The organism is Streptomyces sp. 3-6, from assembly GCF_056323165.1.
The window spans coordinates 11,794-37,054 of the sequence record NZ_JBWHZP010000011.1 but is presented as its reverse complement, the minus strand read 5'-3'; the positions used below and the strand labels follow the sequence as shown (position 1 = coordinate 37,054).

Sequence of the window (25,261 nt, the reverse complement as noted above, 5' to 3'; positions counted from 1 at the left end):
GGGAGTTCAGCCTCGCAGTTTCGGGTCGAGCGCTTCGCGCATGGCCTCGCCGAGCAGGGTGAAGCCGAGAGCGGTGATGATGATCCCGAGCGCGGGGTAGACCGCCATCATCGGCTCGTTGTCGAAGAAGCGCTGGGCCTGGGCGAGCATGACCCCCCATTCCGGGATGGCGGGGTCCGGGTTGCCGAGGCCGAGGTAGGACAGGGCCGCCGCCTCGATGATCGCGGTGGCCAGGGACAGCGTCGCCTGGACGATGACCGGGCTCAGCGAGTTCGGCAGGATCTGGGTCAGGACGATCCGCTTCTTGCGCAGGCCGAGGGCCTTGGCCGCGAGCACGTAGTCCGAGCCGCCCTGCACCAGCATCGAGCCGCGCAGCAGCCGCGCGAAGATCGGGATCTGCACGACACCGACGGCGATCATCACGGTGGTCAGCGACTGTCCCATCACGGCGGCGATGGAGACGGCCAGCAGCAGCGAGGGCAGCGACAGCATGATGTCGGTGAACCGCATGATCACCGTGTCGATCCGCTGCCCGGCGCGTCCGCCGAGGGTCGCGGCGGCGCCCGAGCAGATGCCGATGGCGGCACCCACCACGAGGCCGATGAGCATCGACACGACACCGACGAGCAGCGTCTGACGGGCTCCGACGAGCCAGCGGCTGAACAGGTCCCGGCCCAGGTGGTCCAGGCCGAACCAGTTCTCGGCGCGCATGCCGACGAACTCACCGCGGTTGGGGAAGACGTCGCCGCGCCAGGTCTGGGCGGTGGGCGCGTGGGGGGCGACCCACGGCCCGATGATCGCGAGGACGACGAACAGGGAGATGATCACCGCGCCGATGGCGGCCATCTTGCTGGCCCGCAGCCGCCGCATCGCCTCGCGCCACAGGCTGGCGCCGCTGGTGACCTCGTTGGTCGTCATCAGCTCCGCGAGCCGGTCGATCTTGTCGGCCTTCTTGGTCACGGTCGTCACGTCAGTGCACCCGCACTCTCGGGTCGATAAGGCTGTACGCGATGTCGACGAGGAGGTTGATGAGGACGTAGACCATCGCGATGAAGAGAATGAACCCGACGAGCACGGGGTAGTCACGGCCGTCGATCGCCGTGCGGATGAACGAGCCGATGCCGCCGAAGTCGAAGACCGACTCGGTGAGCACCGCACCGGACAGGAGGCTGCCGGTCAGCAGACCGACCGCGGTGATCACGGGCAGCAGCGCGTTGCGCAGCACGTGGCGCCCGCGCACCACGCGCTTCTCCAGGCCCTTGGACTCGGCGGTGCGCACGTAGTCCTCACCGAGCACCTCCAGCACACTCGCCCGCGTCATGCGGACGATCACCGCGAGGGGGATGGAGGCCAGGGCGACCGCGGGCAGGATCAGGTGCCAGATGGCGTCCCAGCTCGCGTCGAACTCGCCGGTGAGCAGGCCGTCGAGGACCGCGAACCCGGTGACCTCGGTCGCGTTGATGCCGGTGGTGAGCCGTCCGGAGCTCGGGAACAGGCCCAGCTGCACGGAGAAGACGGACCTGAGCAGGATCGCCAGGAAGAACACCGGGATGCAGATGCCGACGAGCGACGTGGACACCGAGGCGACGTCGATCCAGCCGCCGCGGCGCTTGGCCGCGAGGTAGCCGAGCGGGATCCCGACGAGCACGGCGATGAGGATCGCGGCGAGGCTGAGTTCCACGGTCGCCGGGAACCGCAGCGTGAACTCCTCCCACACCGGCTGGCCGGTCTGGGTGGAGGTGCCCAGGTCGAGCTCGAAGATGCGCTTGAGGAAGCGCCAGTACTGGACGTGGACGGGCTGGTCCAGCCCGAGCGCACGGTTGATGCGCGCCACTTCGGCCTCGGTGGCCTTCTCCCCCAGGATCGCTGAGGCGGGTCCACCGGGCAGCCGGTCGAGCCAGAGGAAGAGCAGTACCGACAGGCCGAGCAGCGTGGGTATGAGCTGGAGCAGTCTTCGTACGACGAGACGCAGCACCCCGCATGCCCCTTTCTAGCGTGATGTCTTACTGAACGGAACCGCCCGGCCGCCGAGTTGCGACGGCCGGGCGGACACCCCCCGTTGGTGCTTCACACCGCGTGCGCCTACTTGAAGGACGCCTCGGCGAACACTTCCTGCGTCAGCGGGGAGACGTTCGGCGGGTTCACGTTCTTGGCGAAGGCGATGGCCGGCGGGGAGGACGAGATCGGGACGCCGGGCAGGTAGTCCATGATGACCTCGTTGGCCTTGGTGTACGCGGCCACGCGCTCGTCGTGGTTGCCCAGCTTCGAGCCCGCGTTCACGGCGTCGAAGACCTTCTTGTCCTTGAAGCCCCACTGCTTGTCGAACCCGGCGAACCAGGTGCCGATGAAGTTGTAGCCGTCGTTGAAGTCACCGGTCCAGCCCAGCATGTGCAGGGCGCAGGAGCCGGCCTCGGTGGCGTCCAGGTAGTCCGGGGCCCACTTCATGGCCTTCGGCTTGACGGTGATGCCGGCCTTCTCCAGGTCGGCCTTCATCAGCTCGAACAGGTCCTGCGGGGCAGGCATGTACGGGCGGGTGACCTCGGTCGGGTAGCAGAACTCGATCTCGAGCTTCTCCTCACCGGCCTTCTTCAGGAGGTTCTTCGCCGCGTCGACGTCGAACGGGTACTGCTTGACGTCCTTGGAGTAGCCCTCGACGGTGTCCGGCATGAACTGGTCCGCCACCTTGCCGCCCTCGGGCAGCTGGGTCTTGACCAGGTTCTCCTTGTCGATCGACTGCGCGATCGCCTGCCGGACCTCCTTCTTCTTCAGGGCCGGGTTCGCCGACTGGCTCATACCGACGTAGAAGATGTTGAAGACGCCACGGGTCGGGACGACGAAGCCCTTGTCCTCGAGGGTCTTGACGTCGGCCGGGGCGACCAGGTCGTAGCCGTCGATGTCACCGGCCTCCAGGGCCTGACGGCGCGTCTGCTCGTCGGAGATGGTGCGGAAGACCAGGTTCTTGATCTTCGCCTTCTCGCCCCAGTAGTCGTCGAAGCGCTCCAGGGAGACTTCCTTGTTCCCCTTGTTCCACTTCGTGATCTTGTACGGGCCGGTACCGGCGACCGTGCCGGCCTCCTGGCTGTACTTGGGGTACGTGATGGCGTCGCCCTTGGCGGAGGCGTCCTGCTTCTTGTACGCCTCGATCGCCTTCGGCGAGTGGATCGCCAGGGCGTTGAGGGAGAAGCCGCCGGGGAGGTTGGCGGAGGGCTTCTTGACCTCGATGACGGCGGTGTGCTCGTCCTTCGCGGTGCAGGACTTGTAGTTCGCCTCGGGCGTCTCCGGGTCCTCGTTCTTCGCGAACCCGCCCATGATGGTCTGCCAGTAGTACGAGACCGCGCTCGACTGGTACGTGCCCGTCCAGTTGAACCAGTGGTCGTAGTTGGCGCAGACGGCGGCGGCGTTGAACTCCTCGCCGTCGTGGAACTTCACGCCCTTGCGGAGGTCGAAGGTCCAGACGGTGCCCTCTTCGTTGCTGGACCACTTCTCGGCGAGACCGCCGACCAGCTCGCTGCCGCCGGACTCGTGCTCCAGCAGCGCCTCGAAGGCCTGCCGGGTCACGCGGAAGGTTTCACCGTCACTGGCCAGGGCAGGGTCCAGGGAACCCGGATCACCGGCGCCGGCGAAGACGAAGGTGTCCTTGTCGCCACTGCCTTCGTTGTCACTGTCCCGGTCGCTGGAGCAGCCCGTGGCGATCAGACCGACCGCGACCGCGGCCGTGATCACCCGAGCGGCTCGGGACTTGGATATGCGCATATGGGGCCACTCCGGGTCCGCTATGTGGATGCAAGATGACCGCCCGAACACTACTCACGTTCGCAGGGAGTCAGGAACAGTCCGGATAGCGGTGATACCTACCTGAGATCTGAACACTTGACATAAGGGACGCATCAGGCGCCCGTTGCCGGGAATGCCCGCCGCGGACGCTCCGGACCCGCCGCCAAGCACCCTTCGCTCGACGGGCCGTGCACGACGCCCGGCACGAAACCGCAGGTGACGGATGGGTGACCGCCGGTAGCTCGACCGGCCCGCCCGCATGTGGTCCAGACCAACCGACGGGGTTTCAGGCGGCCGGGCCTCGGGGCGTCCCGCCCACGGACGCCGGTCCACATGCTGGACGCGCCGGCCGGCTCACGGGGCCGGCGGAGCCGCCCGCCGATGGGTGCGGGCCGAGGATCCGGCCCGGTCAGTGACGCTGCGCGGGCGGGTGGCCGTAGCCGACCGGCGGGGCAGGCGGAGCCGGCAGGGCGGCGGGGGCGTGCGCCTCCCGGTCGTAGAACGGCCGGGCGTTGACCCGCAGCCACAGGGCGACCGGGTCGTGCTCGTCGGACATCGCCACCGTGGACACCGGCAGACCGTCCGGAACGGCGCCCAGCGACTGCTGCATCATGCCGCGCACCGCGTCCACCGACGGCGGCGAGGTGTCGTACACGTCGAGCCCGATGGCGAGGTACGGCGCCCCCAGCGCGGGCTGCACCCAGGCCCGGCGCAGCGCGCGGACGGCCGGGGTGCGGTGCGCGTTCTGGGCGAGCAGCGCGTAGAACTGCGGGATCTCGATGGCGGGTTCGGACAGCCGCAGCGGCCCGGCCGGCTGCCGGTCGAGGCCGGTGGCGATGCGGCGCAGGTCCAGCCAGGGGATGCCGACCCCACCACCGGGGGCGTGCGGGTTGATCCAGAGACCGTAGCGGTCGGGGTACAGGGCACGGGCGACGTCGAGCCCGTCGACCACCTCGTAGGAGCGGTTCCAGCCGCTGGCGGACAGCTCCTGCGCGGAGGTGACGCAGGGCGCGTAGCCGTGGCCGTCGACGTCCATGCTCCCGTACTGGGCGTCCGGCGAGCCGGCCTGGCCGTGCCACAGCAGCATCCAGACCTGGCCGGAGGAGGGGGTCGCGAGCGCGCGCAGCAAGGCCTCGTAGGCGTCGTAACGCCCGGGCGTCACCTGGCGCAGCATGTGCTCGACCTGCCCGGCCGCCGCGGTGCCAGCGCTCACTTTGTATCGCCCCTCCGTACAACGCCTCGCCCGAGCCAATGAACCTAGCTTAAGCCGCACCCGGCCGGCCGGACCGGTACCGGTTCGGTGGCCGTACGGCCGCCCGCGCCGCCGCCGCTCCCGGGGCGAACGGGGTGCCCGCCCGCCCCAGCACGCCCCCGGCCGGGCTACTGCTGCTGGTAGAAGGGCCGGACGCGCTCGCGCATCCAGTCGCCGACGGGGTCCTGGGCGATGTCCAGCAGGACGACGTTGACCGGCCACCGCACGGGCGACCGGCCCAGGGCGCGGCCGAGGGCTTCCGTGGGCAGGCTGTGCGGGTCCTCGTCCCACCGGGTCAGCTCGATGCCGACGAACAGCACCGGGTCCGCCGTCTCGATCGCGGCCAGGCACCGGCGGGCGGTGCGCACCACGCCGAGGGCCTCGAACTCGGCGCCGGCCGCCGCGAGGAAGTCGACGGGGTCGTCCTGCCAGTCGGGCTCGAACAGCCGCACCCGGCCGCCGGATTCCGGCCCGTCGAGCTCGGTGCGCCCGGCCCGGCACAGGTCCGCCACCGCCTCGGGCGGCAGGGGGATGCCGACGACACCGCCGGGGTTCACGGCGATGCCCGCCTGCGGAGGCAGCCCGCGGGCGAACTCCACCGCGGGCGCGACGGTGAACGACAGGTGCGAGCCGACGACCTGGCGGAACTGCTCCTCGGAGCTGAAGACCGGGACGTACACCTGCCCGTCCAGCTCCATCGTGGGCAGGTCCAGGGAGCCGCTGTCGGGCCCGCCGCCGTTGGGCAGGGGCACCCAGACGAAACTGCGGCCGAGGACCTCGACGATCCGGCCGCCGGCCGAGGGGACGCCGAGGGAGGCGGAGAGCACCTCCTCCAACTCGTTGCCGGGCCATCCACCGTGCGGATGGGGATGTGCCTGTGCCGGGAAGTCCGCGGAGAAGCCCGCCGGGAAGTCCATGTGCCTACCGCCTGCCTGGAACCACTGCTGTGGCTGAAAAGGCTAACCGCTGCCGCATGGCCGCCGTTCGGCCGTGCGGGAGGGGATGCGGGTGGCGGCGCGGGAGGCGGTGCGGGTGCGGTGCCGAGGCCGTGCCGGGGGCGGCGGGGAACCGGCGCGGAGGTCGGCGCGGACGGTGGGGTGCCGGGCGGGCCCGGACGCCTGCCGGGCGGGCCGGATGCGCGTGGGGCGGGCCGGATACGTGCGGGGCGCCGGACGCTCGCCGGACGGGCGGGAGACCGGGCCGGCCCGCACCGCCGCGCCGGCCGCCCGCACCACCCGTCACCCGCACCGCCGGCCGCCCGTGTCCGCCCGTGTCCGGCCGTCCCGTCCGCCGCCTCAGCCCGTGAAGCCGATCCGGTGCAGCGTGTCCGTGGCGTCCCGGTCGAGGAGCACCACCGAGCCGCAGCCGGCGGGCGGTTCACCCCGTTCCACCGCGCGCAGCAGCCGGCCCACGGCGGCGCGGTGGCGCAGGAAGGCGTACCGCGAGACGCCGCGCCCGCGGGCGCGCTGGCCGTCCAGCGCCTGCCGGGGGGTGACGTCGAGGAGGAGCAGGCGCAGGGCCGCTCCCCGGCGGCGGGCCTCGCGGGTCAGCCAGCGGCGCACCCACGCCTGGGTGCCGCAGTCGTGGACGACGACGCCCCCGCCGCCGCGCAGCGCGCGGCGCAGGCCGGCGTAGTGGTCCAGGCGGACCAGGGGCCGGTAGACGGCGTACGGCAGGAAGCCGGGCATCCGGGCGTCCCAGCGGTCCCGGGTGTCCTGCGAGTCGACGCGGGTGCCGCGCACCGTGCGCCGCATCAGCGTGGACTTGCCGCTGCCGGGCAGCCCGGTGACCACCACGATGTCCCGCGGGGCGAACAGCAGCGCGTGCGGACCGCTCCCGGCGAGCCCGCGCAGGTCGCGGACGGCGGGCAGCGGGAGGGCACCGCCGGTCAGGGCACCGCCGGTCAGGGCACCCGGGGCCGCGGACCCGTGGGCGGCAGCGGCGGCAGCAGCAGCGACGGAGGGGACGGCAGCCTGTGCGGGCACCTCGGCCGCGGCGGCCGGAGCGGCCGGCCGAGCCGGGGCTGCCGGGGCTGCCGGTTGTCCGGGCGGTGCGGCGCCCGCCGGGCCGGCGTACGCCGTGGTCCTGTTCACCGTGTGTCCTCCCCTGGGCCGGGTACCGGAGTCCCGCGCCGCGCTGACTGTAAAGAGAAGGTAATGCCGGGCGTCACTCGATTCCGTCCATTTCCCGCAACAGGCCGGTGACAGCCCGTTGTGACGGGTCGCGCACCCTGCGCGTCCCCTGTGAAGGGTCCCCCTGCCGTGCCCCGGGAATGCGTGCAATGATGAGGCCGCCAACTGCATACCGGCCGTTTGAATCCGCGCGGGAGAGTCCCCGGCACATGTGGCACGCCGGGGCGCCGAAGGAGCAAGTCCCTCCCTTGAATCTCTCAGGCCCCGTTACCGCGCGGGCGAGGCACATCTGAAAAGCGGGCCGTCGCGACACTGCTCCGGTGGCTCCACCCAAGGTGCAAGCCGTACACCGCCCCCTCGCGGGCGGTCATGGCGAACCTCTCAGGTTCCGATGACAGATGGGGAGGATCGTCCTCGCCTTCCCCACGCCGTCCTGCGGCCCCGGGCTCTCGATCCGCTCGAGCAGTCACACCGGCGCGGGGGACCCCATTGCCACTGGGAGACCTACCGATGAGCAGTACCGAACTCCGCCGTACCGCGCTGGATGCCGTGCACCGCGCGCTCGGTGCGACGATGACCGACTTCGCCGGCTGGGACATGCCCCTGCGCTACGGCTCGGAGCGCGACGAGCACATCGCCGTCCGCACCCGGGCCGGCCTGTTCGACCTCTCCCACATGGGCGAGATCACGGTCAGCGGGCCGCAGGCGCGCGCGCTCCTCGACCACGCCCTGGTCGGCAACATCGGCACGGTCAAGCAGGGCCGGGCCCGGTACACGATGATCTGCGCCGAGGACGGCGGCATCCTGGACGACCTGATCGTCTACCGGCTCGGCGAGACGGAGTACCTGGTCGTCGCCAACGCCTCCAACGCGCAGACGGTGCTCGACGCGCTGGTGGAACGGTCCACCGGGTTCGACGCCGAGGTGCGCGACGACCGTGACGCCTTCGCGCTGCTCGCCGTGCAGGGCCCGGAGTCGGCCGCGATCCTCGCCTCCCTGACCGACGCCGACCTGGAGGGCCTGAAGTACTACTCCGGGCTGCCCGGCACGGTGGCCGGCCTGCCCGCCCTGATCGCCCGCACCGGCTACACCGGCGAGGACGGCTTCGAGCTGTTCGTGAAGCCGGAGCACGCGGTCGAGCTGTGGCAGGCGCTGACCAAGGCGGGCGAGGGCGCCGGCCTGCTCCCCTGCGGGCTGTCCTGCCGGGACACGCTGCGCCTGGAGGCGGGCATGCCGCTGTACGGCAACGAGCTGAGCAGCGCGCTCACGCCGTTCGACGCCGGGTTCGGCCGGGTGGTGAAGTTCGAGAAGGAGGGCGACTTCGTGGGCCGGGCCGCCCTGGCCGAGGCCGCCGAGCGCGCCGAGCAGAACCCGCCCCGCGTGCTGGTCGGCCTGGTCGCCGAGGGCCGCCGGGTCCCGCGCGCCGGGTACCCGGTCGTCAAGGGCGACGAGGTCATCGGCGAGGTCACCTCCGGGGCCCCCTCGCCCACGCTGGGCAAGCCCATCGCGATGGCCTACGTCGACCCGGCCCACGCGGCGCCGGGCACCCCCGGGGTCGCCGTCGACATCCGGGGCCGCCAGGAGCCGTACGAGGTCGTGGCGCTGCCGTTCTACAAGCGGCAGAAGTGACACCGTCGTAGCGACCCGGGACGGCCGGCGGCGCGTGCGCACCGGTGCCCCGGGGTACCGGACCACGCCGGTCCGGCGCCGTCCCTCCCTCATCAGCAGTCCCCCGCGTACAGGAGAATCCAGGCCATGAGCAACCCCCAGCAGCTGCGTTACAGCAAGGAACACGAGTGGCTGTCGGCCGCCGAGGACGGCGTGTCGACGATCGGCATCACGGAGCACGCGGCGAACGCGCTCGGCGACGTGGTCTTCGTCCAGCTCCCCGAGGTCGGTGACACGGTGACCGCGGGCGAGACCTGCGGCGAGCTGGAGTCGACCAAGTCGGTCAGCGACCTCTACTGCCCGGTCACCGGTGAGGTCACCGAGGTCAACGAGGACGTGGTGAACGACCCGTCGCTGGTCAACTCCGCCCCCTTCGAGGGTGGTTGGCTGTTCAAGGTGCGCATCACCGACGAGCCGTCCGACCTGCTGACCGCCGCCGAGTACGACGCCCACATCGCGGGCTGAGGAGTCCACGCCCCATGTCCCTTCTGAACACGCCCCTGCACGAGCTCGACCCGGCGGTGGCCGCCGCGGTCGACGCCGAGCTGCACCGGCAGCAGTCCACCCTCGAGATGATCGCCTCGGAGAACTTCGCCCCGGTCGCGGTCATGGAGGCGCAGGGCACCGTCCTGACCAACAAGTACGCCGAGGGCTACCCCGGCCGCCGGTACTACGGCGGCTGCGAGCACGTCGACGTGATCGAGCAGATCGCCATCGACCGGGTCAAGGAGCTCTTCGGCGCCGAGCACGCCAACGTGCAGCCGCACTCGGGCGCGCAGGCCAACGCCGCCGCGATGTTCGCGCTGCTCAAGCCCGGTGACACGATCATGGGCCTGAACCTCGCGCACGGCGGGCACCTGACCCACGGCATGAAGATCAACTTCTCCGGCAAGCTGTACGACGTGGTCGCCTACCACGTCGACGACACCGGGGTCGTCGACATGGCCGAGGTCGAGCGCCTGGCCAAGGAGAAGAAGCCGAAGCTGATCGTGGCGGGCTGGTCGGCCTACCCGCGGCAGCTGGACTTCGCCGCGTTCCGCCGGATCGCGGACGAGGTCGGCGCCTACCTCATGGTCGACATGGCGCACTTCGCCGGCCTGGTCGCCGCGGGCCTGCACCCGAACCCGGTGCCGCACGCCCACGTCGTGACCACCACCACCCACAAGACCCTCGGCGGCCCCCGCGGCGGCGTGATCCTCAGCACGGCCGAGCTGGCCAAGAAGATCAACTCGGCGGTCTTCCCCGGCCAGCAGGGCGGCCCCCTGGAGCACGTGGTCGCCGCGAAGGCGGTCGCCTTCAAGGTCGCCGCGTCCGAGGAGTTCAAGGACCGTCAGCGGCGCACCCTGGAGGGCGCCCGGATCCTGGCCGAGCGCCTGGTGAAGGACGACATCCGGGCCGTCGGCGTGGACGTGCTGTCCGGCGGCACCGACGTGCACCTGGTCCTGGTCGACCTGCGCGCCTCGGAGCTGGACGGGCAGCAGGCCGAGGACCGGCTGCACGAGGTCGGCATCACGGTCAACCGCAACGCCATCCCGAACGACCCGCGCCCGCCGATGGTCACCTCCGGCCTGCGCATCGGCACGCCCGCCCTCGCCACCCGCGGCTTCACCGCCGAGGACTTCGCCGAGGTCGCGGACGTGATCGCCGAGACGCTGAAGCCCGAGTACGACGCCGAGGCGCTGCGGGCCCGGGTGACCGCGCTCGCGGCGAAGCATCCGCTGTACCCCGGTCTGAAGTAGTTTCGTACCCTTTGATTCGTACGAACGTCCGGGGCATCGCGCACACTGGAACCGGTGGGCGCGATGCCCCGCGTCGTACCCGCACCCCCACACGCACCCCCCTGTACCGCCGGCGGACAGCGTCGTCCGCCGAACCCCTAGGAGTCCTCCCGTGGCCATCTCGGTCTTCGACCTGTTCTCGATCGGCATCGGCCCGTCCAGCTCGCACACGGTCGGCCCGATGCGCGCGGCCGGCCTGTTCGTCCGGCGGCTGCGCAAGGAGGGCCTGCTGGACTCGGTGACCTCGGTCCGCGCCGAGCTGTACGGCTCGCTCGGCGCCACCGGCCACGGACACGGCACACCCAAGGCGGTGCTGCTCGGCCTGGAGGGCGACTCGCCGCGCACGGTCGACGTGGAGACGGCCGACGAGCGGGTGGAGAACATCAAGGCCGACGGCCGGCTGCGTCTCCTCGGCGAGCACGAGATCGCCTTCTCCTTCGACGACGACCTCGTCCTGCACCGCCGCAAGGCGCTCCCGTACCACGCCAACGGCATGACCCTGTGGGCGTACGACGCCTCGGGCGCGACGCTGCTGGAGAAGACGTACTACTCGGTGGGCGGCGGCTTCGTCGTCGACGAGGAGGCGGTCGGCGCGGACCGCATCAAACTGGACGACACCGTCCTGAAGTACCCGTTCCGCACGGGCGACGAGCTGCTGCGGCTGACCCGGGAGACCGGCCTGTCGATCTCCGCGCTGATGCTGGAGAACGAGCGGGCCTGGCGGACCGAGGAGGAGATCCGCGCGGGCCTGCTGGAGATCTGGCGCGTGATGCAGGCGTGCGTGGAGCGCGGCATGTCCCGCGAGGGCATCCTGCCGGGCGGCCTGAAGGTGCGCCGCCGGGCCGCGAACACCGCCCGCAAGCTGCGCTCGGAGGGAGACCCGCAGGCGCTCTCCATGGAGTGGATCACCCTCTACGCCATGGCCGTCAACGAGGAGAACGCGGCCGGCGGCCGGGTCGTCACCGCCCCGACGAACGGCGCCGCGGGCATCATCCCGGCGGTGCTGCACTACTACGTCAACTTCGTGCCCGGCGCCGACGAGGAGGGCGTCGTCCGCTTCCTGCTGGCGGCCGGGGCGATCGGCATGCTCTTCAAGGAGAACGCCTCCATCTCCGGCGCCGAGGTCGGCTGCCAGGGCGAGGTGGGCTCCGCCTGCTCCATGGCCGCGGGCGCCCTCGCCGAGGTGATGGGCGGCTCGCCGTGGCAGGTGGAGAACGCGGCCGAGATCGGCATGGAGCACAACCTGGGCCTGACCTGCGACCCGGTCGGCGGCCTGGTCCAGATCCCGTGCATCGAGCGCAACGGCATGGCCGCGGTCAAGGCGGTCACGGCGGCCCGGATGGCACTGCGCGGCGACGGCTCGCACAAGGTGTCCCTGGACAAGGTCATCAAGACGATGAAGGAGACCGGCGCGGACATGTCGGTCAAGTACAAGGAGACGGCCCGCGGCGGGCTCGCGGTGAACATCATCGAATGCTGAGGCGCCCCCGTCGGGCAGAGGTGGTCAACGTCGATCACTTCCCGTCCGTCGGGGGTCGGCGGTGCCGTGGTGGGGCATGAGTCCTGCGACTCCCCTTCTCCTCGCGAATCCCCCCACAAGCACGTCAGGGAGCCTTCATGCTGCGTGGCATCGACGTGAGTTCGCACCAGACCGCGTCCTACGACACCGACGGCCTGTCCTTCGTCTTCGTCAAGGCGACGGAGGGCCGCCGGTACACCAACCCCAAGCTGGCCGGCCAGACCAAGCGGGCGCGCGACGCCGGTCTGGTCACCGGCTTCTACCACTTCCTCTGGCCGGGCGACCTCACCGCCCAGGCGGAGCACTTCGTGAACGAGGCGCCGCTGAAGGAGGGCGACCTGCTGGCCGTCGACTGGGAGACCACGGGCGGCGGCACCCGGGCGAGCGCCGCCGAGAAGGACCGGTTCCTGCGGCTGGTGAAGGAGCTGCGGCCCGGGCACCGGGTCGTCCTGTACTGCAACCGGGACTTCTGGCTCAACGTCGACACCACCTCGGAGGCGGGCGACGGCCTCTGGATCGCCGACTACGTCGCGGCGGCGGGCGAGCCGCGCGTCGAGGCCTCCTGGCGCTTCCACCAGTACACCGACGATCCGCTGGACCAGAACGTCGCGGACTTCGCCGACGAGGCGGCCCTCAGAGAGTGGGCCGAGGGGGCCTGACCTCCGCGCGGCGCGGGGATCAGGCCCCGGCCCGGTGTCATCCCCGGAAGTCGGGACCGCGCTCGGGGGACGCCTTGGCCAGCGCCTCGGTCACCTCCTCGACGCCCGCCCGCAGCCCGTAGACCGGGGTGCCCGGCTGCTGGCGCCAGGACTCGTCGAGACCGCCGGCGTCGACGGTGTCGAAGCCGAGTTCCCCGATCAGGTCGCGGACCTTCCGCTTGGCCGCCTCGTCGTCCCCGGCCACCGGCAGGGCCAGCCGGTCGGAGGCGCCGGCGGGGCGGTGACGGTCCAGGATGTCCTGGGCGTAGGTCCCGTTGAACGCCTTGATCACCGGGTGGCCGAGGTGCTGCTCGGTCCAGCGGCTCTCGGTCAGGCCGTCGTCCTCGATGCCCGCGATGCGTCCGTCGCGCTGCGGGTAGTAGTTGCCGGTGTCGATGACGGCCAGGCCCTCGGCCGCCTCGTCGAACAGCCCGGACGGCAGCTGCGGCACGGCCTTGACCGGGATGGTGACCACCACGATCTCCGCGCCCCGGGCCGCCTCACCCACCGTGACCGGTGTCGCCCCGGTCTCCTCGGCGAGGGCGGTGAGGGTCTGCGGGCCGCGTGAGTTGGCCACGGACACGTCGTGGCCGAGGGCGGTGAGCCGCCGGGTGAGATTGCCGCCGATGTTCCCCGCGCCGATGATGCCGATCTTCATGTTCCGCCTCGCCTGGCCCTTCGGATGGATGTCTCACCCGCGTCCCCATGGACACCGGTGGACCCTGCCAACCTCCGGGAGACCGGGGCTATTCCAGGCAACCGGTTGAATCCGGCCACCCGGGTGGCGCGGCGGGCGCCCCGGCTCCGGGCATGCCGCGGGGCCCGGTCCACGGCGGCACGCGCGCGGTCCGGGCCCCGGCGGGGCCTCACTTGCGGAGGTGGACCCAGAACTCGTCGAACGACAGGAGCTTGTCGCCGTTCAGGTCGCGGGAGGCGATGATCGCCTCGGCGACCTCCTCGGTGACGTTCCAGTCGCCGCCCTGCGCGAGGGCGGTCTTGAACTCGGCAGCGGTGATGACCCCGTCCCCGTTCGTGTCGATCCGCTCGAACTGCTTGCGTGCTTCCTCGATGTCCGCCACCGATCCGCCCCTCTTCGTGTTGTTCGCGTTGTACTGGTCGGCGTTCCGCCGGACCCGCCCGGAGCCCGGACGACGCAGGTCAGGTTAACGCGCGGGCCCCCGTCCGCCGTACCCGTGGCGGCGGCGCCGGCCGTTCAGCGCTCGGAGACGCGCATCTCGAACCAGGTGGTCTTGCCGCGGGGCAGCAGGTCGACGCCCCAGCGGTCGGCCAGCTTGTCGACGAGGAAGAGGCCGCGTCCGCTGGTGTCCATCTCCTGCACCGGCATCAGGCAGGGCAGGCCGCGGGAGGGGTCGCGCACCTCGACACGGAACCGGCCGCGACGCCGGGACATCCGCAGTCCGAAGGCACGGGCACCGGTGTGCCGGACGGCGTTGCCGACGAGCTCGGACACGAGTAACACGGCGTCCTCGGCGGTGCGAACGGTCAGCCCCCAGTGACGCAGGACGACCACCTGGGCGAGCCGACGGGCGATGGCGGCGGATTCTGGGAGCGAGGGCAGCGACACCTCGGCCTCCGTCGGATCGCCGTACAACTCCAGTGCGCGCAGGGCTTGTTCGTCCTCGACCGTCGGCGACCAGCGTGACGCCGTCGCACGTCCGTCTCCCCGCGGCTGTCCCAAACCCTCCAGCCCCGCCATGCCCCCATCATGGCCGCCGAACGGCACGTCAGGGGCCGGTACGGGCGAATACGCCCCCCGCACGCCCCCTGTGTGCGATCGTCCGCCGTCATATGCCAGGGGCAGTAAGGGATCGTTCCCACCGCTTCCTGCCTGCGGGAACGGCTCGCTGTTCGACAATCGACGGGCCCCCTCGTCACGACAGGTTTAAGGGTGCTTCAAGGCTCCCATGAACCGCCGTACCGAGGGGGCCGGATCAGACATCGCGTCAATTGCAAGGTCCGGGGCGGGGTGTCACACGAACTTCGCCTTGCCCGGGCCCTCCTCCACGAAGCTGCGCATGCCGCGCTCCCGGTCCTCGGTGGCGAACAGGCCCGCGAACCAGTTCCGCTCGACGGCGAGGCCGGTGTCGATGTCCGTCTCCAGCCCGGTGTCGACGGACTCCTTGGCCGCACGCAGCGCCAGCGCCGGGCCCTTGGCCAGCTTGGCCGCCCAGGCGTGGGCCTGCTCGTAGACCTCGGCGGCGGGCACCACCCGGTCGACCAGGCCCAGCGTCAGCGCCTCGTCGGCCCGGACCTGACGGCCGGTGAAGATGAGGTCCTTCGCCCGGGACGGCCCGATGAGGCGGGACAGCCGCTGGGTGCCGCCGGCGCCCGGGATGAGCCCGAGCAGGATCTCGGGCTGGCCCAGCTTGGCGTTGTCCCCGGCGATGCGGTAGTCCGCGCACAGGGCGAGCTCGCAGCCGCCGCCGAGCGCGTAGCCGGTGACCGCCGCGACCACCGGCTTGGGGATGCGGGCCACCGCCGTGAAGGAGTCCTGCAGGCCGCGGGCGCGCAGGACCATCGCGGTGTGGTCCATCGCCTGCATCTCCTTGATGTCCGCGCCGGCCGCGAACACCTTCTCGCCGCCGTAGATCACCACGGCGCGCACGTCGTCGCGCCGCGTGGCCTCCTCGGCGAGTTCCTTCAGCCGGTCCTGCGTGGCCACGTCCAGGGCGTTCATCGGCGGGCGGTCCAGACGCAGGGTGCCGACGCCGTCCGCGACTTCGAGATGTACGGTCATGCCAGCAGGTTAACGGGGACTAACGGTGACCGGGGTGGGTGCGGTCGGTCACACCGGCCGGGGGTCCGGGGGTCGCCCCCCGGGGCAGCACAGCACGGGGACTAACGGTGACCGGGGTGGGTGCGGTCGGTCACACCGGCCGGGGGTCCGGGGGTCGCCTCCCGGGACAGCACAGCACGGGCACCAACGGTCACCGGGGCGGACGCGGTCGGTCACACCGGCCCGGGGGCCGGACGGCACCGGAGCTCCGCCCGTCCACCGGCCCCTCCCCCGGGCACGGCGTGGCCCCGGTGCCGTGGCTCGCACCGGGGCCGCGCGGACCGGGGGGAGGCTACGCCTTCCACTTCTCCCAGGACATGTTCCAGCCGTTGAGGCCGTTGTCCGGGGCGATGGTGGCGTCCTTGGAGTTCTTGACGACGACCACGTCACCGATCATCGAGTTGTCGAAGAACCAGGCGCCCGGGGCCTTCTTGTCCCAGCCGCCGCGGGTGTCCCGCAGCCCTATGCAGCCGTGGCTGGCGTTGTAGTTGCCGAAGGCGTCGCCGCCCCAGTAGTTGCCGTGGATGAAGGTGCCGGAGGTGCTCAGGCGCATGGCGTGCGGGACGTCCTTGATGTCGTACTCGCCGCCGAAGCCGACCGTCTCGCCGTTCATGCGGGTCACCTTGAGCCGCTCGGTGATGACCATCTGGCCGTTCCAGGTCTCGGTGCCGGGGGCGCCGGTGGTGACCGGGATGGTCTTGATGACCTTGCCGTCCCGCTTCACCTTCATGGTGTGCTTCTTGGCGTCGACGACGGACACCTGGCTGCGGCCGATGGTGAAGGAGACCTTCTTCGCCTGCTTGCCGTAGACCCCGGGGCGGCCCTCGACGCCGTCCAGGTTGAGGTCGACGGTGACCTTGGTGCCGGCCTTCCAGTAGTGCTCCGGGCGGAAGTCGAGGCGGTCGTTGCCGAACCAGTGGCCCGCGACCTCCACGGCCGGCTCGGTGGTGATGCGGATGGCCTTCTCGACGTCCTCGGGGTTGGTGATGCCCCGGGTGAAGCGCAGCGAGAACGGCATCCCCACGCCGACCGTGGAGCCGTCCTCCGGCGTGAAGTTGCCGATGAAGGTGTTCTTCGGCGTCAGCGTGGTGAAGTCGGCGTCCTCGGCGGCGGTGCGGCCCTCGGCGTCCTTGGCCACGGCGTGCACGGTGTACTTGGTGGAGCCCGCCAGGTGGGTGGACGGCGTCCAGGTGGTGCCGTCGGCGGACACCTCGCCGTCGATCTTCCCGCCGTCCGCGTCCCGGACGACGACCTCCGTCAGCTTGCCCTTGGTGGCCGAGACCTTGAGCGCGCCGGTGGTCTTCACGTCCTCGGCGCCGTCCTCGGGAGCGATGCTCACCACGGCCTCGGACTGCTTGCCGACGGCCGCGGCGGCGGCCTTGCCCTTGCCGTCGCCCGCGCCCGGTTCCGCGCCCCCGCCCCCGCAGGCCGTGACCGCCAGCACCACTCCGAGTGCCAGTGCGGCCAGTTGCCTGCCGGTCCGCCGCCGCGCGCCCACCGACGCACCCGATATCGGCCCCACGTTCACGTTGTTTCTCCCCTCGGCGGGCCTGGCCCGACCCGCACCCCCGCGCGCCCCTCGCGCCCTCCGGCGCATCGTAACCCCAGGCCAGCGGGGTTGGGCGGGGCGTGAATGTCACCGTTCAGTCCCAACTTCAACTGTCTGTGGGACCGACGGGGGCGGACGCGGGACCGACGGGCGCCGACGCGGGACCCGACGGGCGCGCAGGGGTGCGGGTCGGGCGCCGACCGGACCGACGGGGTATCGGCGCGGAACCGACGGGAGCCCACGCGAGACCCCCGCAGGACCTACGCGAGCCCCCGCGAGACGCACGCGGACCCCACGGGAGCCGACGCGGCGCCGAGTCACCGTCCTGGCCGGACCGAACCGGCCAGGACCGGCCAGGACCGGCCGAGGGGGCGAGGACCGGACCGGCCGGGAGGGGTCACGTCACCGCGCTGCCCGCACGCCACTTCTCCCAGTCCATGTTCCAGCCGCCGAGGCCGTTGTCGGGGGCCACCTTCTTGTCCCTGCTGTTGACCACCTCGACCACGTCCCCGACGAGGCTGCGGTCGAAGAACCAGCCCGCCGGGGTGTCCGCCCCGCCGCCCTTGACGTCGCGCAGCCCGATGCAGCCGTGGCTGACGTTGGTGGAGCCGAAGACGTCCGCGTCGGCCCAGTAGTTGCCGTGCAGGAAGGTGCCCGACTCGGTGAGCCGGATGGCGTGCGGCACGTCGGGGATGTCGTACTCGCCGCCGAAACCGACGGTGCGGCTGTCCATCCGGGTCACCTCCAGCATCTCGGTGATGACCATCGTGCCGTTGTAGGTGGTGGTCCTCGGCGCCCCGGCCGTCACCGGCACCGTGGCGAGCAGTTCCCCGTCCCGCCGCACCTGCATGGTGTGCCGGGCGGCGTCGACCCGGGAGACCTGGCTGCGGCCGACGGTGAAGGTGAACGTCCGCTGCTGGAGGCCGTACACGCCGGGGGCGCCCTCGACGTCGCGCAGGCCCAGCTCGACGGTGACGCGGGTGCCGGGCTTCCAGTAGTGCTCGGGGCGGAAGTCGAGCCGGGAGCGGCCGAACCAGTGCGGCCGGATGTCGACGGGCGGCTCGGAGGTGACCCGGACGGCACGTTCGACGGCGGCGCGGCGGGTGATCTTCCGGTTGAACTCCAGGGAGACGATCATGCCGGTGCCGACGGTGGAGCGGTTCTCCGGGGCCACGTAGCCGATGAAGCGCTCCTCGGGGACGTGGGTGGTGAAGGTGGTGCGGCGGGCGGAGCGGCGGCCGGAGCCGTCGACGGCGACCGCGTCGACGGTGTACTCGGCGGCGAGCGCCAGGCGTTCGCCGTCGGGCCGCCAGGTGCGTCCGTCGTCGGACAGGCGCCCCGGCACCGGGGAGCTCCGGGCGTCCTGGGACTTCACCACCGCCACCGACTCCAGCCGTCCCTCCGGCACCCGGACGCGGAGCTCGCGGTCGGGGCGGACGCCGGAGCTGCCGTCGTCGGGCGTCACCCGGATGACGTCCTCGGCGGCCGGCGGGCCGAACGCCCCGCTCAGGGGGCCGTCCGAGGTGCACCCGACGGCGCCGGTCAGCAGTCCTGCCCAGGTCAGTACGGCGGCCAGTGCGGCCCTCGCGCGCCGTGCGCGCCCTTGTACGTGCCTCACGCGCTGTCCAACGACCGGGCGCGCGTTCGGGAAACGACCATGCCGCCGGGCGGGGAAACGTGAGTGCGCGGCACGCTCTGGGCAGAACTGTGGGGAGAACGACGCGCCGGACAGCCGCGGCCGGAGCCGACCGGAGGGCCGCGCACTCGTGACCACCGTCGTTCCACGAGCCGCGGGAGGCTGACAGGTGTCCAGCGCAGCCGAGCAGGAGGCGGTGGCCGCGGAGCGGGCCACCGGGGAGGGGCGCCCGGCCGTCGTCGTGCACGGCAGGCGGCCGGTGGCGTCCGCGCCGCCGGTGCCGGTCCGGCCGGGCCGGCCGACGCCGTTGGGCGCCCGGTTCCGGGTGGGCCCGGACGGGGTGGCGGGGACCAACTTCGCCCTGTGGGCGGGCGGGGCGGAGGGCGTCGAACTGTGCCTGTTCGACGAACGGGGCCGGGAGAGGCGGGCCCGGCTGACCGAGCTGACGCACGGCATCTGGCACGGCTTCGTGCCGGGCGTGCGGCCCGGGCAGCGCTACGGCTACCGGGTGCACGGCCGCTGGGACCCGTGGACGGGGGCCCGCTGGAACCCGGCGAAGCTGCTGCTCGACCCGTACGCCCGCGCGGTGGACGGCGACTTCGCGCTGCCGCCCGAGGTGTACGGGCACGTCCGGGACTGGCCGCAGCAGCATGTCGCGGACACGGTGCGCGACGACCGGGACTCCGCCCCGTACGTGCCCAAGGGCGTCGTGGTGCACGACGACGACGACTGGTCCGACGACCGCCGCCCCAAGACGCCGTGGGCGGACTCGGTGCTCTACGAGCTGCATGTGAAGGGCTTCACGCAGCGGCACCCGGGCGTTCCGGAGGAACTGCGCGGCACGTACGCGGGGCTCGCCCACCCGGCGGCGATCGAGCACCTGGTGAAGCTGGGCGTGACGGCGGTGGAGCTGCTGCCGGTGCACCAGTTCGCGCACGAGGACCACCTGCTGAGCCGCGGCCTGCGCAACTACTGGGGCTACAACTCCGTCGGCTACTTCGCCCCGCACGCCGGCTACGCGGCCTCCGGCACCACCGGGCAGCAGGTCGGCGAGTTCAAGCGGATGGTGCGCGCCCTGCACGCGGCCGGGCTGGAAGTCATCCTGGACGTGGTCTACAACCACACCGCGGAGGCCGGGGAGCTGGGCCCGACGCTGTCCCTGAAGGGCATCGACAACCGTGGTTACTACCGCCTCCAGCCGGACGCCCGCCGGTACGCCGACTACACCGGCTGCGGCAACACCCTGCACGTCGTCCAGCCGCACGTGCTGCGCCTGATCACGGACTCGCTGCGGTACTGGGTGACCGAGATGGGCGTCGACGGCTTCCGCTTCGACCTCGCGGCGGCCCTCGCCCGCTCCATGCACGACGTCGACATGCTCTCCCCGTTCCTCGCGGTCATCGCCCAGGACCCGGTGCTGCGCCGGGTGAAGCTGATCGCCGAGCCGTGGGACGTGGGCTCGGGCGGTTACCAGGTGGGCGCCTTCCCGCCGCTGTGGACGGAGTGGAACGACCGGTACCGCAACACCGTGCGGGACTTCTGGCGGCACGCGCTGCCGGACGTGCGGGAGATGGGCTACCGGCTGTCCGGCTCCAGCGACCTGTACGCCTGGGGCGGGCGCCGCCCGTACGCCTCGGTCAACTACGTCACCGCGCACGACGGTTTCACGCTGCGCGACCTGGTGTCGTACGAGCGCAAGCACAACGAGGCCAACGGCGAGGGCAACCGGGACGGCACGGACGACAACCGGTCCTGGAACTGCGGGGCGGAGGGCCCCACCGACGACGAGCACGTCCTGGCGCTGCGCCGGCGCCAGCTGCGCAACCTGCTGACCACGCTGCTGCTGTCCACGGGCGTGCCGATGCTGGTGGCCGGGGACGAGATGGGCCGCACCCAGCACGGCAACAACAACGCCTACTGCCAGGACAACGAGACCGGCTGGGTGGACTGGTCGCTGCTGGACGACCCGGCGTGGCGGGCGCTGTCCGACCTGACCTCGCGGCTGATCGGGCTGCGCCACCGGCACCCGGTGCTGCGCCGCCGGGCCTTCTTCTCCGGTCGGCCGCACTCGGCGGACGGGCTGCGCGACCTGGCGTGGTTCACGGCGCACGGCGCGGAGATGACCGAGGGCGACTGGTACGCGCCGGCCGCGACGCTCGGCATGTACCTCTCCGGGCGGGACATCCCCGGCCGGGACGAGGAGGGGGCGCCGGTGGTGGACGACAGTTTCCTGGCGGTGCTGCACGCCGGGGACGAGCCGGTGGACTTCGTGCTGCCGGGTCCGCCGTGGGCCGAGCGGTACGAGGTCGTCGTCGACACCGGGCGGGAGGAGCAGGCGTCGGCGCCGGACACCGTGCACCGGGCGGGCTCGGTCCTCACGGTGCCGGGCAGCACGGTGCTGCTGCTGCGGGTGCGCTGACGGGCGGACCCGCGAGGGCGGCGACCGGCGCGGGCCGGCGGGGTGGTCGGGGCGGTACCCGGCCGCTCCCGGGCCGGCGGGGTGGTCGGGGCGGAACCCGGCCGCTCCCGGGCCGGCCGAGGTGTTCGGGGCGGAACCCGGCCGCTCCCGGGCCGGCCGAGGTGTTCGGGGCGGTACCCGGCCGCCCCCGGGCCGGTCGCCGGGGTCAGCCGAGGATGCCCCGGTCGTAGCCCGCCGCCACGGCCGCCGCGCGGTCCCGCACGCCCAGCTTGGCGTACAGGTGCGTGAGGTGGGTCTTCACGGTCGCCTCGCTGATGAAGAGTTCCCGAGCGATCTCCCGGTTGGAGGTGCCCCGGGCGACCAGGGCGAGCACCTCCCGTTCCCGCGCGGACAGCGTCTCGCCCCCGGCCGGGCGGGGCGCGCGGACCGCGGACACCAGGCGGGAGGCCACCGCCGGGGACAGCACCGTCCGGCCCTCGGCCGCCGCCCGCACCGCCGCGAACAGCTCCTCGCGGGGCGCGTCCTTGAGCAGGTAGCCGGTCGCGCCCGCCTCGATGGCGGGGAGGGTGTCGGACTCGGTGTCGTAGGTGGTGAGCACGAGCACCCGGGCGCGGGCGCCCCGGCGGGTCAGCTCGCGGATGGCGTCCACTCCCCCGCCGCCGGGCATGCGCAGATCCATAAGGATCACGTCCGGGTCGAGGGCGGCGGCCCGTTCCAGCGCCTCGACGCCGTCGGCCGCCTCGCCGAGCACGCGGAAGCCGGCTTCGGAGGCGAGCATGCCGCGCAGGCCGTCCCGGACGACGGGGTGGTCGTCGACGATCAGCAGGGAGACGGGGGGTTCCGCGGGAGCGTCAGTCATGGCGGACCAACGGTACGCGAGCCGACACCGCCGTCCCCAGGCCGGGTTCGGACTCGATGCCGAGGGACCCGGCGATGCGTTCGGCGCGGGCCCGCATGCCGTCGAGGCCGAAGCCGCCGCTGCCGTCGCGGGCGCGGCGGACCCGCGGGTCGAAGCCGTGGCCGTCGTCGCGGACGTCGAGGGTGACCTCGTCGCCCATGTAGGAGAGGGTGACGCCGACCCGTCCGGCGCCCGCGTGCCGCGCGGTGTTCGCCAGCGCCTCCTGGGCGATCCGCAGCAGGGTGGCCGCCACCTCGTCGTGGAGCGGTTCGACGGTGCCGGTGGTGGTGTACCGGGCGGGGATGCCGGTGCGTTCCTCCCACTCGGCGACCGTCTTCTCCAGGGCCTGCGGCAGGGCGTCGTCGACCAGGGCGGCCGGGGACAGGTTGTGCACGGAGCGGCGGGCCTCGCCGAGGCTGTGCCGGGCCAGGGCGGCGGCCCGGTCCAGGTGCTCACGGGCCAGCCGGGGGTCGTCGGTGCCGGCGACCACCTGGAGCTGGGCGATGATGCCGGTCAGGCCCTGGGCGAGGGTGTCGTGGATCTCGGCGGCCAGTCGGCGCCGTTCGTCGGCCACCCCGGCCTCCCGTGCCTGGACCAGCAGTTGGGCGTGCAGGGCGGCGTTCTCGTCGAGCGCCTGCTGCAACGCCGTGTTGGTGCGCTCCAGTTCGCCGATGGTCTCGGCCTGGGTGCGGGCGCGGGCCTCCTCCAGGCCGGCGATGTGGGAGAAGACGAGCAGCAGCGCGGCGTTGACGCCGAGGACGCCGCCGAAGACCATCCAGCCGGTCGCGTCGTCCGGTGGCAGGCCGCCGCTCTGGGAGCCCGCTACGGTGACGGCGGCGGCCAGCAGCCCGGGGACGACGAGCCGCTGCGGCAGCAGCCGCCCGATGTCGAAGTAGTTGATCGCGGCGTGGAAGGCGAACAGCGGGTTCAGCCAGGTCAGGGCGAAGCTGAGGGCCATCCGCAGGGTGAAGTAGACCGTGCTGGCGGTCGACGGCGTCGCCCGGCCGCGCGACGCCCGTCCCCACCACAGCTGCAGCACGAGCGCCGCGACGACGAGCGCGGCGCAGGCGTACATCTCCGCCCGGGTCATGCCGAGGACCCGGGCGGTGGACGCCGCCAGCACCGTGCCGGTGGCGAGCAGCGCGTACGGTCCCCAGCGGTGGAACAGCGCCCACCGCTGCTCCAGCCGGGTGGCCGCCCGTGCGCTGTCGCCCGCCCGTGCGCTGTCCCCCGTCCGTGCGCTGTCCCCCGTTCGTGTCATCGCACCAGTGTCGGACATCCGGCTCGCGCTCACTCCCAGCGGAACCAGCGGGCGGCGAGCACGGTCAGCAGCACCGTCCAGCCGGCCATGACGCCCAGGTGGTCCCAGCCCGGCCAGGCCCCGGCGGCGGCGTCGTTCAGGGCTTCGGAGGCGGCGCCGAACGGGGTCCAGCCGACGATGCGGGCGAGCAGGTCGGGCATGGCCTGCACCGGCAGCCAGACGCCCGCGCAGAACATCGCGGGGAACAGCGCCGCCGAGCCGAGCGCGGCCGCGATCTTCGTCGTCCGGGACAGCGAGCAGATCAGCGCGCCGAACGCCAGGCAGGCGAAGGCGGCGAGGAGCAGGGCGAGCAGGTAGCCGGCGGGCTGCTCGGGCAGGGACACGCCGTAGACGACCCGGCCGAGCGTGAGCGCGAGGAGGGCGGACACCAGCGCGCTGCCGCCGAACACCAGCATCTGCGCGGACAGCAGGGCGGTGGCCCGGACCGGCGTGGTGGCCATGCGCCGCAGGATGCCCTGCTCGCGGTAGCCGGTGAGGGTCTGCGGCATGCCCTGGAGGCCGGCGATGAGCACGCCCAGCAGGACGGCGACGGGGACGTAGAGGTCGATGGACCGCAGCCCGCCGAGGTTCGGGTCGGGGTCGCGGAAGGCGGGGACGGCCCCGAGGATGCCCAGCAGCAGGCTGGGGAAGAACATGATCCAGAACAGGTTGCCGGGCTCGCGGCGGAACAGCCGCACCTCGGTGCGCAGGACGGCGGAGTTGAACGCGGTGGTGAACGGGGCGGCGGTCATGCCGGGAGCTCCTCGGTCGGGCCGGTCGGGCCGGCGTCGGACGGGCGGGGCGTGCCGGTGTCGGACGGGCGGGGCGTGCCGGGGGCGCCCGGTGTGCCGGGGGCGGCCGTCCCCTCGGTGAGGTCCAGGAAGGCGTCGTCCAGCGTGGCGTCGGTGACCCGCAGCTGGTGCGCGGTGACGCGGGTGCGGGCCAGCAGCGTGATGACCGCGTTGACGGTCGCGTCGGTGCCGGACAGCGTGACCCGGTCCTCGCGGTACGCGACCGAGGCGAGGCCGGGCAGCGCGGCGAGGTCGTTCTCGTCCAGCGGCTCCGACGGGGTGAAGCTGATGACGGTGGCGCCGGCCGAGCGGCGGATGAGCCCGGCCGGGGTGTCCAGGGCGGCCACCCGGCCCCGGTCGATCACGGCGATCCGGTCGCAGAGCCGCTGGGCCTCCTCCATGAAGTGGGTGACCAGCAGGACGGTGACCCCGCCGGCGCGGATGTCCTCGATGAGCTGCCAGGTGTCGCGCCGGGCGCGCGGGTCGAGCCCCGTGGTCAGCTCGTCCAGCACCACCACCCGGGGGTCGCCGACCAGGGCGAGCGCGATGGACAGCCGCTGCTGCTGGCCTCCCGACAGCTTGCCGTAGCGGGTGTCCAACTGCGCGGTCAACCCGAGGCGTTCGGTCAGGGGCCGCCAGTCGGCGGGGGCCGGGTGGAAGGACGCGTAGAGCTCCAGGGCCTCCCGGACCGTGAGCCTGGGCTGCAGCGCGCTCTGCTGGAGCTGGGCGCCGAGGACGCGGGCGACCCGGTCGTGCTCGGCGACGGGGTCGAGTCCGGTGACCCGTACCCGTCCCCCGTCGGGCACCCGCAGGCCCTCCACGCACTCGACCGTGGTGGTCTTGCCGGCGCCGTTCGGGCCGAGGATCCCGAAGATCTCGCCCTCCTCGACGGTGAACGACACCCCGTCGACCACGGCCCGGCCGCCGTAGGTCTTGCGCAGATCGGTGACTTCGATGACGGACATGCCGGTCAGTCTTCCGGCGGCCGGGCCCGCGCACATCGGCCGTGCCGCTCGGCTGCCATCGTCCGATCGGACGATGGGGGCGGTA

At 72.5% G+C, this 25,261-nt stretch carries 22 protein-coding genes and 2 riboswitches; of the genes, 6 read left to right on the top strand and 16 right to left on the bottom strand.

Features of this window, described 5'->3' with window-relative positions; all coding sequences use genetic code 11:
- Nucleotides 1-6: 6 nt before the first annotated feature.
- The 6 genes from AC02VZ_RS16055 to AC02VZ_RS16030 all read right to left on the bottom strand — a co-directional run bounded on the left by AC02VZ_RS16055 (nt 7) and on the right by AC02VZ_RS16030 (nt 7,119).
- A complete protein-coding gene (locus AC02VZ_RS16055) occupies nt 7-969 on the bottom strand; it encodes an ABC transporter permease (protein ID WP_432057587.1) in 963 nt (320 codons plus the stop codon).
- A 1-nt stretch (nt 970) separates the two neighbouring features.
- Nucleotides 971-1,975, bottom strand: a complete 1,005-nt coding sequence (locus tag AC02VZ_RS16050) for an ABC transporter permease (RefSeq protein ID WP_432057588.1) — start codon at nt 1,973-1,975, stop codon at nt 971-973.
- 107 nt (nt 1,976-2,082) lie between these two features.
- Nucleotides 2,083-3,753 carry an ABC transporter substrate-binding protein gene (locus tag AC02VZ_RS16045; RefSeq protein ID WP_476475680.1) on the bottom strand — a complete coding sequence of 557 codons (1,671 nt, stop codon included), beginning with the start codon at nt 3,751-3,753 and terminating at the stop codon, nt 2,083-2,085.
- A 430-nt stretch (nt 3,754-4,183) separates the two neighbouring features.
- A complete protein-coding gene (locus tag AC02VZ_RS16040; protein WP_432057590.1) occupies nt 4,184-4,987 on the bottom strand; it encodes an enhanced serine sensitivity protein SseB C-terminal domain-containing protein in 804 nt (267 codons plus the stop codon).
- A gap of 167 nt (nt 4,988-5,154) precedes the next feature.
- Nucleotides 5,155-5,943, bottom strand: coding sequence for an enhanced serine sensitivity protein SseB (locus AC02VZ_RS16035; protein ID WP_476475679.1), 789 nt, complete (start codon nt 5,941-5,943; stop codon nt 5,155-5,157).
- 378 nt (nt 5,944-6,321) lie between these two features.
- Nucleotides 6,322-7,119, bottom strand: a complete 798-nt coding sequence (locus AC02VZ_RS16030) for an AAA family ATPase (protein WP_476475678.1) — start codon at nt 7,117-7,119, stop codon at nt 6,322-6,324.
- 220 nt (nt 7,120-7,339) lie between these two features.
- A riboswitch (glycine riboswitch) is annotated at nt 7,340-7,441 on the top strand.
- Nucleotides 7,442-7,566, top strand: a riboswitch (glycine riboswitch).
- 102 nt (nt 7,567-7,668) lie between these two features.
- On the opposite strand from AC02VZ_RS16030, the gene gcvT reads away from it, so the two are divergent.
- The 5 genes from gcvT to AC02VZ_RS16005 all read left to right on the top strand — a co-directional run bounded on the left by gcvT (nt 7,669) and on the right by AC02VZ_RS16005 (nt 12,782).
- Entirely contained in the window at nt 7,669-8,787 is a 1,119-nt protein-coding gene (gcvT, locus tag AC02VZ_RS16025; protein WP_432057593.1) for a glycine cleavage system aminomethyltransferase GcvT, read from the top strand.
- A gap of 126 nt (nt 8,788-8,913) precedes the next feature.
- Complete coding sequence (gene gcvH / locus AC02VZ_RS16020; protein ID WP_362092012.1) at nt 8,914-9,291, top strand: glycine cleavage system protein GcvH; 378 nt, start codon at nt 8,914-8,916, stop codon at nt 9,289-9,291.
- A gap of 14 nt (nt 9,292-9,305) precedes the next feature.
- Nucleotides 9,306-10,565 (top strand): serine hydroxymethyltransferase, encoded by a 1,260-nt coding sequence (gene glyA / locus AC02VZ_RS16015; RefSeq protein WP_476475677.1) that lies wholly within the window; start codon nt 9,306-9,308, stop codon nt 10,563-10,565.
- 151 nt (nt 10,566-10,716) lie between these two features.
- Nucleotides 10,717-12,084: an L-serine ammonia-lyase gene (locus tag AC02VZ_RS16010; RefSeq protein WP_476475676.1), complete on the top strand. Its 1,368-nt coding sequence runs from the start codon at nt 10,717-10,719 to the stop codon at nt 12,082-12,084.
- A gap of 137 nt (nt 12,085-12,221) precedes the next feature.
- Entirely contained in the window at nt 12,222-12,782 is a 561-nt protein-coding gene (locus tag AC02VZ_RS16005) for a glycoside hydrolase family 25 protein (RefSeq protein ID WP_476475675.1), read from the top strand.
- A 37-nt stretch (nt 12,783-12,819) separates the two neighbouring features.
- Here the strand turns inward: AC02VZ_RS16005 and AC02VZ_RS16000 are convergent, their stop codons facing one another.
- The 6 genes from AC02VZ_RS16000 to AC02VZ_RS15975 all read right to left on the bottom strand — a co-directional run bounded on the left by AC02VZ_RS16000 (nt 12,820) and on the right by AC02VZ_RS15975 (nt 18,785).
- Nucleotides 12,820-13,509: an NADPH-dependent F420 reductase gene (locus AC02VZ_RS16000; RefSeq protein ID WP_476475756.1), complete on the bottom strand. Its 690-nt coding sequence runs from the start codon at nt 13,507-13,509 to the stop codon at nt 12,820-12,822.
- Between the two features lie 178 nt (nt 13,510-13,687).
- Complete coding sequence (locus AC02VZ_RS15995) at nt 13,688-13,900, bottom strand: EF-hand domain-containing protein (protein WP_476475674.1); 213 nt, start codon at nt 13,898-13,900, stop codon at nt 13,688-13,690.
- Nucleotides 13,901-14,034: 134 nt separating this feature from the next.
- Nucleotides 14,035-14,538 (bottom strand): ATP-binding protein, encoded by a 504-nt coding sequence (locus AC02VZ_RS15990; protein WP_432058749.1) that lies wholly within the window; start codon nt 14,536-14,538, stop codon nt 14,035-14,037.
- A 273-nt stretch (nt 14,539-14,811) separates the two neighbouring features.
- Nucleotides 14,812-15,579, bottom strand: coding sequence for an enoyl-CoA hydratase/isomerase family protein (locus AC02VZ_RS15985; RefSeq protein ID WP_362091997.1), 768 nt, complete (start codon nt 15,577-15,579; stop codon nt 14,812-14,814).
- Between the two features lie 331 nt (nt 15,580-15,910).
- Nucleotides 15,911-17,146: a L,D-transpeptidase gene (locus AC02VZ_RS15980; protein WP_432058750.1), complete on the bottom strand. Its 1,236-nt coding sequence runs from the start codon at nt 17,144-17,146 to the stop codon at nt 15,911-15,913.
- Nucleotides 17,147-17,564: 418 nt separating this feature from the next.
- A complete protein-coding gene (locus AC02VZ_RS15975) occupies nt 17,565-18,785 on the bottom strand; it encodes a L,D-transpeptidase (RefSeq protein WP_432058751.1) in 1,221 nt (406 codons plus the stop codon).
- Between the two features lie 187 nt (nt 18,786-18,972).
- On the opposite strand from AC02VZ_RS15975, the gene glgX reads away from it, so the two are divergent.
- Nucleotides 18,973-21,222 carry a glycogen debranching protein GlgX gene (glgX, locus tag AC02VZ_RS15970; RefSeq protein ID WP_476475673.1) on the top strand — a complete coding sequence of 750 codons (2,250 nt, stop codon included), beginning with the start codon at nt 18,973-18,975 and terminating at the stop codon, nt 21,220-21,222.
- A 205-nt stretch (nt 21,223-21,427) separates the two neighbouring features.
- Here the strand turns inward: glgX and AC02VZ_RS15965 are convergent, their stop codons facing one another.
- Genes AC02VZ_RS15965 through AC02VZ_RS15950 form a run of 4 tightly spaced genes read right to left on the bottom strand, consistent with a single transcriptional unit; the run spans nt 21,428 to nt 25,176 of the window.
- Entirely contained in the window at nt 21,428-22,081 is a 654-nt protein-coding gene (locus AC02VZ_RS15965; RefSeq protein WP_476475672.1) for a response regulator, read from the bottom strand.
- Complete coding sequence (locus AC02VZ_RS15960; RefSeq protein WP_476475671.1) at nt 22,074-23,381, bottom strand: sensor histidine kinase; 1,308 nt, start codon at nt 23,379-23,381, stop codon at nt 22,074-22,076. The genes AC02VZ_RS15965 and AC02VZ_RS15960 overlap by 8 nt, the downstream gene beginning before the upstream one ends.
- Nucleotides 23,382-23,410: 29 nt before the next feature.
- Nucleotides 23,411-24,172 carry an ABC transporter permease gene (locus AC02VZ_RS15955; RefSeq protein WP_432058755.1) on the bottom strand — a complete coding sequence of 254 codons (762 nt, stop codon included), beginning with the start codon at nt 24,170-24,172 and terminating at the stop codon, nt 23,411-23,413.
- The gene (locus AC02VZ_RS15950; protein WP_476475670.1) at nt 24,169-25,176 is read right to left on the bottom strand and encodes an ABC transporter ATP-binding protein; all 1,008 of its coding nucleotides are present in this window, start codon (nt 25,174-25,176) and stop codon (nt 24,169-24,171) included. Before AC02VZ_RS15950 ends, AC02VZ_RS15955 begins: the two co-directional genes overlap by 4 nt.
- Between the last annotated feature and the right edge of the window lie 85 nt (nt 25,177-25,261).

Bases quoted from the DNA above. Each gene is read 5' to 3' on its own strand.
- AC02VZ_RS16045 (WP_476475680.1), bottom strand. From the start codon at position 3,753: ATGCGCATATCCAAGTCCCGAGCCGCTCGGGTGATCACGGCCGCGGTC.
- AC02VZ_RS16035 (WP_476475679.1), bottom strand. From the start codon at position 5,943: ATGGACTTCCCGGCGGGCTTCTCCGCGGACTTCCCGGCACAGGCACAT.
- gcvT (WP_432057593.1), top strand. From the start codon at position 7,669: ATGAGCAGTACCGAACTCCGCCGTACCGCGCTGGATGCCGTGCACCGC.
- gcvH (WP_362092012.1), top strand. From the start codon at position 8,914: ATGAGCAACCCCCAGCAGCTGCGTTACAGCAAGGAACACGAGTGGCTG.
- glyA (WP_476475677.1), top strand. From the start codon at position 9,306: ATGTCCCTTCTGAACACGCCCCTGCACGAGCTCGACCCGGCGGTGGCC.
- AC02VZ_RS16005 (WP_476475675.1), top strand. From the start codon at position 12,222: ATGCTGCGTGGCATCGACGTGAGTTCGCACCAGACCGCGTCCTACGAC.
- AC02VZ_RS15990 (WP_432058749.1), bottom strand. From the start codon at position 14,538: ATGGCGGGGCTGGAGGGTTTGGGACAGCCGCGGGGAGACGGACGTGCG.
- AC02VZ_RS15985 (WP_362091997.1), bottom strand. From the start codon at position 15,579: ATGACCGTACATCTCGAAGTCGCGGACGGCGTCGGCACCCTGCGTCTG.
- AC02VZ_RS15965 (WP_476475672.1), bottom strand. From the start codon at position 22,081: ATGACTGACGCTCCCGCGGAACCCCCCGTCTCCCTGCTGATCGTCGAC.
- AC02VZ_RS15960 (WP_476475671.1), bottom strand. From the start codon at position 23,381: ATGACACGAACGGGGGACAGCGCACGGACGGGGGACAGCGCACGGGCG.
- AC02VZ_RS15955 (WP_432058755.1), bottom strand. From the start codon at position 24,172: ATGACCGCCGCCCCGTTCACCACCGCGTTCAACTCCGCCGTCCTGCGC.
- AC02VZ_RS15950 (WP_476475670.1), bottom strand. From the start codon at position 25,176: ATGTCCGTCATCGAAGTCACCGATCTGCGCAAGACCTACGGCGGCCGG.